The organism is Rhizobacter sp. P3_C12, assembly GCF_056402735.1.
Window position 1 is genome coordinate 1 of record NZ_JBFUGW010000629.1, and the last position, 879, is coordinate 879.

Below are 879 nucleotides of genomic sequence, written 5' to 3' on the forward strand. Positions count from 1 at the left end.
TGCCGCTCACCGGCATCTGGTGCCGCTTGCCGGCACGTGGTGCCGGTCTGCGACCGCGACATGGAGTGGTGATGGGCGGCACCTCGTGCCGGGTCGCGTGGGCTCGATTGAGCAAATCCGTGGGCCGGGCCTGCGGACCGCAGCAAGGCCTCGAAGGCGCCTGCGGTCGGGGCGAAGGCGTCCTCCGCTTCAGCGGCTTCGGCACGYGCCTGGGCTCGGGCTTGCGCCTGTGCCTCGCAGATGGCCTGGATKCGGTGCAGCGCSAGCGTGTASACGTTGGAGCGCTTGCGSCCGAGSCCGACCGCCATCAGCCCYTGCTCYTCSAGCCARCGCACGGCGTTGCGCACCGCGCGYTCRCCGAAGCACGTGCGCAGGGAGATCGTGGCGATCGAGGGCCAGCAACTGCCCTGGTCGTTGGCCTGGTCRGCSAGGCTGATCAGCACCGCCTTCTGGGTCGGCGGCATACGGATGGGCCAGCATAGGGCCATCACTGCGGTACTCATCGGGCAACACCCTTCCCTTGCAGCCGCTCGGGCCGCAATGCGTTCTGTCGGTTCATGTGGAGGTGCGGGCGTCAGGCCCGCAGGTTGGAGGCGTGGGCCAGGCGGCCCTCGCGTTGGGCGTGGTCGGTCTGGCAGTCGTGGTCGCAGTAGCGCGTGGCGGGGTCGCAGCGTTCGTCGCAGTTGGCGCAGGTGCCCAGCGGCATCACCACCAGGGCCCGCGCCTGGGCCTCCTGTTCAGCGCGCAGGCGCTGGCGGACCAAGGCCGCCTGCAGGTAGGCCGCTTCGCTGACGCTGATGAGGTCGTCTTCGCCCGCGCGCTCCAGCGTGTCGCGGCCGTCGTGCACGGTGATCAGGCCGCCGCGCATCAGCACACCTC

2 protein-coding genes are annotated in these 879 nt (G+C 70.6%); both read right to left on the reverse strand.

Translation table 11 applies throughout. The features are described from left to right. Positions 1-503 (reverse strand): helix-turn-helix domain-containing protein (locus AC1DXV_RS35055; protein ID WP_477938106.1); only part of this gene is annotated, 503 nt, incomplete at its 3' end. 71 nt (positions 504-574) lie between these two features. Further along, positions 575-879, reverse strand: a 305-nt coding sequence (locus AC1DXV_RS35060) for a hypothetical protein (protein ID WP_477938107.1), incomplete at its 5' end; no start/stop codon positions are given.